Below are 6,129 nucleotides of genomic sequence, written 5' to 3' on the forward strand. Positions count from 1 at the left end.
AGAACCATGCCGGTGTATTCTTTTGTTATCATCTGTTACAACAACCGAACCCTGATCGGAGATTGTATCGAGTCCATTTACCGTCACGTAACGGACGGGGATTTTGAAATCTTCGTCTCCGACAACGGCTCGACGGACGGGAGCGTCGAATATATCGGGGAGACGTTCCCGGAGGTGATCATTGTAGAAAACGGCCGGAACCTCGGTTTCGCCCGGGCAAACAACGCGGCCCTCAGGCGGGCCTCCGGTGAATACTACGTACTGCTCAACTCCGACGCCCGGTTGACCGCCGGGGCGGTGGCGGCCATCCGTGACTATATGAGGTCGCATATGGATGTGGGGGTTGCCGGGGGGGCGCTCGTTCACGAGGACGGCTCCCCCCAGAATTCGGTGGCAGCATACCCGAGCATGATGACGGAAATCGGGGCGAAGTTCCTGCTGAAGGCCCTTTTCCCGAGAAAATACCCGGGGAAGCTCCACCGGTACGTTGCCGTGATCGATGTGGATTCCATCATCGGCGCGTGTATGGTTGTCCGAGGGAGCGCCGTGAAGGACGTCGGCATGCTGGATGAGGATTATTTTTTCTTCATCGAGGAGACCGACTGGTGCTATCGAATGAAGCGGGCGGGATATCGGGTTGTAGCGGTCCCGGGGGCGACCATCGTTCACCTGCAGGGAAAAACCGCCGGTCGATACCCGGTGCGGGTAAGGATCGAGTACTATCGATCGCTTTTTTTGTTCATGGACAAACACCGGGGGCGAATGTATCGAGCGCTTTTCATCCTCGGCATTTTCATCAAGAACATTGTCAACCTGGTCGCCAACGCATCTGTTGTGTGTGTCACTCTGGGGAAGAACAGGCGGGCGGTCGAAAAGGTGAGACGATCGGCCCGTATTACCGAGTGGCTGCTGAAGGGTCGCCCGGACGACTGGGGGTTGGAGGGTATCGGCACCGCACAGTGACGCCGTCTCGAAGAGCCGCTACTGCCGCCCCGGATCTCGATTCGAGATATCGATTCTTTCAAGGGAGATGTAACACGTGAAGATAGAGAACCTGTATCCCACCGATGAGCTCCTCGGCCTAATCGACGCTTTTTCCCGGGCGAAGGTGCTGGTGGTGGGGGATATGATGATAGATGAATTCATCTGGGGCAAGGTCGACAGGATATCTCCCGAGGCGCCGGTCCCCGTGGTCGAAGTCAACCGGGTGACGCATCGCCTGGGGGGCGCCGCAAACGTGGTACACAATATCAGGGCCCTGGGAGGGCAGGTGCTGGTCGCCGGCATGGTCGGCGCGGACGACAAGGGCGGTCAGCTCATAGACATGCTCAGGATGATAGATGTGGATGACGACGGCATTCAGACGGATGTCGACCGACCCACCATCATCAAGACCAGGATCATCGCTCATCACCAGCAGGTGGTGCGTATCGACCGTGAATCGAAGGACCCCATCCCGCAACGGGTGACAGACGGCATTCTTGAGTATGCCGAATCCGTCATCGGTGACGTACACGCCGTCGTGATTTCCGATTACGGGAAGGGTCTCATCGGCAAGCGGATGGTGCACCGACTGGTGGAGCTGGCGGCGGACCGGGACATTGTGGTGTCCGTAGATCCGAAGGTGGTGAATTTTCCATTATACCAAAACGTCAGCGTGGTTACGCCGAATCATCACGAAGCGGGTGAGGCCGCGGGAATCATGATTATGGACGACGAGACGCTTCTCGCCGCCGGAGAGAAGCTTCTGACACTGCTCTCCTGCCGATACGTTCTGATCACCCACGGCGAGAAGGGAATGACGCTGTTCGGCGAAGACGGCTCCGTCGTGCAGATACCGACGGCGGCCCGGGAGGTGTTCGATGTGACCGGCGCCGGCGATACGGTGATATCCGCCCTGACCCTGGCTGCGGCGGCCAAGGCCTCGATGAAGGACGCCGCCGTTATATCCAATTACGCCGCCGGAGAGGTGGTGGGCGAAGTGGGGACCGCCGTCGTGACGGCGGATCGGCTGAAGGAGACCATTCGCTTCGCCATAAACGCCAAGGAATCCCTCCTGACCCGACAACGGAAGGGAAACGCCGGTAAGTAAATAAAACAGGACGGGCGACCCGCCCGTATATAGGTAATCATCATACATATGACAGTATTATATTCAATGACCGGATACGGCAGCGCCCTGTGGGATGCGCCCATCGGCAGGTACCGTATCGAAATCAAGTCTCTCAATCATCGATTCCTGGAAACCAGGATAAAACTCCCTCCGGTGATCGACGCCTGGGAGTTTCCCTCCACGAAAATGCTGACACGGATGCTTGATCGCGGGAGGGTCTCCGTGGTTGTGTCCGAGGTTCCCGGCGAGGTTGAACGGGGGGCACCCCACCTGAATATGACCCTCGCGGCGGCGTATGTCGATGTCATGACGCGGCTCAAGGAGGAATTCAATCTCTCGGGAGAGGTGACCGTGGATACCGTCTCCAGGATGCGGGATGTCATCGTCGTATCGGACACCGCACATGACATAGATCAGTGTCGGGAATCTTTCGAGCACAGCCTGGAGGAGGCGATTTCCGTCCTTCAGGAGGACCGCGCCCGGGAGGGGGAGGTGCTCAGGAATGATTTTCTGGAGCGCGCCCGAATAATCGAGTCGATGATGAAAAAAATCGAGGCGTCGGCGCCCCAGGCCGTCGGGCAGTACCGGGAGCGGCTCAAAAGGCGCATTGGAGAGCTTTCCGAGGTGGATGTGGATCCGGGTCGACTGGAGCAGGAGGTGGCGATTTTCGCCGATCGGTGCGACATCACCGAGGAGATCGTTCGATTCTGTGCACACAGGGACGCCCTCATCGAGGCCGTCACCGGGGGGAGCCCCGCGGGGAGGAGGATCGAATTCATCCTCCAGGAGCTGGGACGGGAGATCAATACCATCGGGAGCAAGAACCAGGACACCGACATCTCCAAACTGGTGGTGGACGTAAAGGTGGAGCTTGAGAAGATGCGGGAGCAGGCGCAGAACGTGGAGTAGCCCCGCCCCCGTTTGAAAAGGAAAGTGAGACCATGGCATCTGACGATTATCGCCTTCTCAACCTCGGATTCGGCAATTTGGTGATGGTCCATCGGGTTATCGCCATTGTCAATCCGGATTCCTCCCCCATGAAACGGCTCAGGGAGGAAGCGAAGCAATCGGGGAGGATCATCGATGTGACACACGGACGGAAAACACGATCGATTATCATCACCGATTCCCACCATGTGATCCTCTCGGCGATACAGACCGATACCATCGCTCAGCGGCTGGCGGCCCATCCGACAAAGGGAGACGGAAGTCCCGGGCGCTGACAAAGATTACCTGTCAGTACATTTTTTTTCAAGACATCACCCGGACGATACGACATATCATGAAACAGCACGGCATAGTATTTATTTTTTCGGCGCCGTCGGGAGCGGGGAAGACCACCATTGCGCGCCGGGTGGTCCAAGAACATCCGGAGATGTACATCGGCGTCTCACACACCACCCGGCCCCCACGGAATGGTGAAGTTGAGGGGACGGATTACTATTTCGTCGACGATGATCGATTCGATGAGTTAGAACGGGAGGGACATTTCCTGGAGACCGCCTCGGTTCACGGCAATCAATACGGCACAAGCCGTGGCGAGGTGGCAGATGTGATCGAGTCGGGCCGGGATGTCATCCTGGATATAGACATTCAGGGTGCCGAGCAGATACGCCAAAAGATCGAGGCGGTGGGCATTTTCATCCTCCCTCCCAGCCTGGAAGAGCTGGCCCGGCGGCTTTCCCTCCGGGGGACCGACGACGGCGATGTGATCAGGCGCAGGATAGAAAACGCGCGGATGGAAATACAACAAGCGCATCGCTTCGATTACCTGGTGGTGAATCGAAAGCTGGATGAGACGGTGGGTACCGTTCTGGCCGTCATTCGGGCCGAACGCTCCCGGGCGTCTCGAAACCGGGCGCTCGTCGACTCGCTTTTGGAACAGGGGGGGTGACATGAACGCCCGGGATCGCATTATCGTTCCTCTGGATGTGGGCTCCCTCGACGAGGCGCGAAGGATGATCGATGCCCTGTCGGAGGAGATCGGGTATTTCAAGATCGGCAACGAACTCTTCACCGCCGCGGGTCCCGACGCGGTGCGAATGGTGACAGATGCCGGATGCCGGGTGTTTCTTGATCTCAAGTACTACGATATCCCCAATACCGTGGCTGGGGCGGTGAAAAGTGCCGTTTCGCTGTCCGTCGATATGCTCAACATGCATATCCTCGGGGGGCGGGCGATGATGGAGGGTGCGGTCCGGGCCACCCGGGAGACGGCCTCGCCGCCGATTTTGTTGGGTGTGACGGTGCTGACCTCGTATGACGAGGCCGGGTGGAAGGAGACCGGTTTTTCCCAAGGAGTTACCGACGCCGTACCGGAGCTGGCTCTTCGTGCGAAGGATGCGGGGCTTGACGGGGTTGTCTGTTCCCCCCGGGAGGTGAAGGATCTCCGCCGTCTGATGGGGAAGGAATTCGTTCTGGTGACCCCCGGGATCCGGCCGTCGTGGGCCGAGGCCCAGGACCAGAAGCGTATCATGACCCCGAAGGAGGCCGTGGCCGCGGGCTCCGATTACCTGGTCATCGGGAGGCCCATAACGGGGGCGGCCGATCCCCGGGAGGCGGCCCGCCGGGTGGCGGACGAGCTGGAGGTGGCGTGAGGGATGCACCGATCACATCCCAACGATCGGTGCATGTTCCCGCCTGTATGAAGCACGTTACAGCGTCTTGGCGTATACCAGCGACTGCGTGCCCGGCGGGGATTTCTTGTCCCAGAGAAAATTGGGAAGCTTCTTGATGAGGCGGTATCCCATCTTGTCGTAAAACGGGACGGCTTTGGTGTTCAGGGTGGATGTGACCAGGTGTATGCCGGGAACCCGTTTTTGCTTCATCCGGTCTTCGAAGGCGAGCATCAGCCGCTCCCCCAGACCTTTGCGTTGGTAGCCGGCCAGCAGGTTGATATGCAGGTGGGCGGGATAGTCATCGAGGAGATTTTCGACATAGAGCTCCTCTTCGAAGTGTTCGTAGCCCCTGAGCCCCAGGAGAAACAATGCGTCCTTCGGATGACGAAAGATGGTCGATGAAAAGAGTCTTCGGATGATATCTGGCATGACCGCTCGGTCGAAGGATTCCTTTTGCGAGAGGGTGTCGTCGGTTCCCACGATGTATCCGACGGCGTGATCGTCATCCACGGCGACGAAGGCGTTCTCGGGTTCATTGTCGATGTAGTACGACACGAATATCGTGCCGAAGAGAACGGCGTCCTTGAAATAAAATGATGCGTCTTCTCCGAAAAAACCGGTTTTGTGACAGATACCGAAGACGTCATCTCTGTCTCGTGGAACATACGGCCTGATGTGAGACATCGGTTTTCCCTGTTTTCAATGGTACGGCGCAGTATAGGGCATGAGAAAGAGATGTTCAATCCTTTTAAATGTGTTTTCTTCCCAAAAAAAACTTGACATTTTTATGCGGTTCTTTTATTCTAATAAGGTTTAGATTTGAATAGATGTATGCTGGCGTAGCTCAATCGGTAGAGCAGCTGATTTGTAATCAGCAGGTTGCGGGTTCGAGTCCCATCGCCAGCTCATTTTTCTCGATATACGATACGGCGCTTCGCCAATTGAATCGGAATACAATACGTGGAGGGGTTCCCGAGTGGCCAAAGGGATCAGACTGTAAATCTGACGGCTCAGCCTTCGGAGGTTCGAATCCTCCCCCCTCCACCATCGTGATTATAATTATATGCGGGAATAGCTCAGCTGGCTAGAGCATCAGCCTTCCAAGCTGAGGGTCGCGGGTTCGAATCCCGTTTCCCGCTCCATGGTTTTTCCTGGGATGCGGGCAACTCAGGGCCCACGTAGCTCAGAAGGTAGTAGCACTTCCTTGGTAAGGAAGAGGTCACCGGTTCAAGTCCGGTCGTGGGCTCCATGCAATATTCGACATAGAGACATTTTATGATCGCTTCGGATCTTATCGTGGAGGATTTGTTTTATGGCCAAGAAAAAGTTTGAGCGGACCAAGCCGCACGTAAACGTGGGGACGATTGGTCACATAGACCACGGGAAGACGACGCTGAC

Annotated in this window: 8 protein-coding genes and 4 tRNA genes; 11 read left to right on the forward strand and 1 reads right to left on the reverse strand. The window is 57.1% G+C overall.

Features of this window, described 5'->3' with window-relative positions; genetic code table 11:
- Nucleotides 1-6 precede the first annotated feature (6 nt).
- From JW885_08270 to pyrF, 6 genes are all read left to right on the forward strand, one after another.
- Entirely contained in the window at nucleotides 7-963 is a 957-nt protein-coding gene (locus JW885_08270; GenBank protein MBN1882154.1) for a glycosyltransferase family 2 protein, read from the forward strand.
- 76 nt (nucleotides 964-1,039) lie between these two features.
- Nucleotides 1,040-2,092: a D-glycero-beta-D-manno-heptose-7-phosphate kinase gene (gene rfaE1, locus JW885_08275; protein MBN1882155.1), complete on the forward strand. Its 1,053-nt coding sequence runs from the start codon at nucleotides 1,040-1,042 to the stop codon at nucleotides 2,090-2,092.
- Between the two features lie 48 nt (nucleotides 2,093-2,140).
- Complete coding sequence (locus tag JW885_08280) at nucleotides 2,141-3,022, forward strand: YicC family protein (protein MBN1882156.1); 882 nt, start codon at nucleotides 2,141-2,143, stop codon at nucleotides 3,020-3,022.
- A 32-nt stretch (nucleotides 3,023-3,054) separates the two neighbouring features.
- Nucleotides 3,055-3,336 carry a DUF370 domain-containing protein gene (locus JW885_08285; GenBank protein MBN1882157.1) on the forward strand — a complete coding sequence of 94 codons (282 nt, stop codon included), beginning with the start codon at nucleotides 3,055-3,057 and terminating at the stop codon, nucleotides 3,334-3,336.
- Nucleotides 3,337-3,395: 59 nt separating this feature from the next.
- Nucleotides 3,396-4,007 carry a guanylate kinase gene (gene gmk, locus JW885_08290; GenBank protein ID MBN1882158.1) on the forward strand — a complete coding sequence of 204 codons (612 nt, stop codon included), beginning with the start codon at nucleotides 3,396-3,398 and terminating at the stop codon, nucleotides 4,005-4,007.
- A gap of 1 nt (nucleotide 4,008) precedes the next feature.
- The gene (gene pyrF, locus JW885_08295) at nucleotides 4,009-4,710 is read left to right on the forward strand and encodes an orotidine-5'-phosphate decarboxylase (GenBank protein MBN1882159.1); all 702 of its coding nucleotides are present in this window, start codon (nucleotides 4,009-4,011) and stop codon (nucleotides 4,708-4,710) included.
- Nucleotides 4,711-4,767: 57 nt separating this feature from the next.
- Here the strand turns inward: pyrF and JW885_08300 are convergent, their stop codons facing one another.
- Entirely contained in the window at nucleotides 4,768-5,415 is a 648-nt protein-coding gene (locus JW885_08300) for a GNAT family N-acetyltransferase (GenBank protein ID MBN1882160.1), read from the reverse strand.
- 149 nt (nucleotides 5,416-5,564) lie between these two features.
- Between JW885_08300 and JW885_08305 the strand changes: the two genes are divergently transcribed.
- From JW885_08305 to JW885_08325, 5 genes are all read left to right on the forward strand, one after another.
- Nucleotides 5,565-5,637: transfer RNA gene (locus JW885_08305), tRNA-Thr, on the forward strand.
- Nucleotides 5,638-5,693: 56 nt separating this feature from the next.
- Nucleotides 5,694-5,778, forward strand: a tRNA-Tyr gene (locus JW885_08310).
- An 18-nt stretch (nucleotides 5,779-5,796) separates the two neighbouring features.
- Nucleotides 5,797-5,873, forward strand: a tRNA-Gly gene (locus tag JW885_08315).
- A 30-nt stretch (nucleotides 5,874-5,903) separates the two neighbouring features.
- A tRNA-Thr gene (locus tag JW885_08320) sits at nucleotides 5,904-5,980 on the forward strand.
- A 63-nt stretch (nucleotides 5,981-6,043) separates the two neighbouring features.
- The coding region (locus JW885_08325; GenBank protein MBN1882161.1) for an elongation factor Tu at nucleotides 6,044-6,129 on the forward strand (86 nt) is incomplete at its 3' end.

This window comes from Candidatus Zymogenaceae bacterium (assembly GCA_016931225.1).
Taxonomy (GTDB): domain Bacteria; phylum Desulfobacterota; class Zymogenia; order Zymogenales; family Zymogenaceae; genus JAFGFE01.

Excerpts from the sequence above, each read along its gene's own strand:
- JW885_08285 (MBN1882157.1), top strand. The coding sequence starts at position 3,055 with ATGGCATCTGACGATTATCGCCTTCTCAACCTCGGATTCGGCAATTTG.
- pyrF (MBN1882159.1), top strand. The coding sequence starts at position 4,009 with ATGAACGCCCGGGATCGCATTATCGTTCCTCTGGATGTGGGCTCCCTC.
- JW885_08300 (MBN1882160.1), bottom strand. The coding sequence starts at position 5,415 with ATGTCTCACATCAGGCCGTATGTTCCACGAGACAGAGATGACGTCTTC.
- JW885_08270 (MBN1882154.1), top strand. The coding sequence starts at position 7 with ATGCCGGTGTATTCTTTTGTTATCATCTGTTACAACAACCGAACCCTG.
- JW885_08280 (MBN1882156.1), top strand. The coding sequence starts at position 2,141 with ATGACAGTATTATATTCAATGACCGGATACGGCAGCGCCCTGTGGGAT.
- gmk (MBN1882158.1), top strand. The coding sequence starts at position 3,396 with ATGAAACAGCACGGCATAGTATTTATTTTTTCGGCGCCGTCGGGAGCG.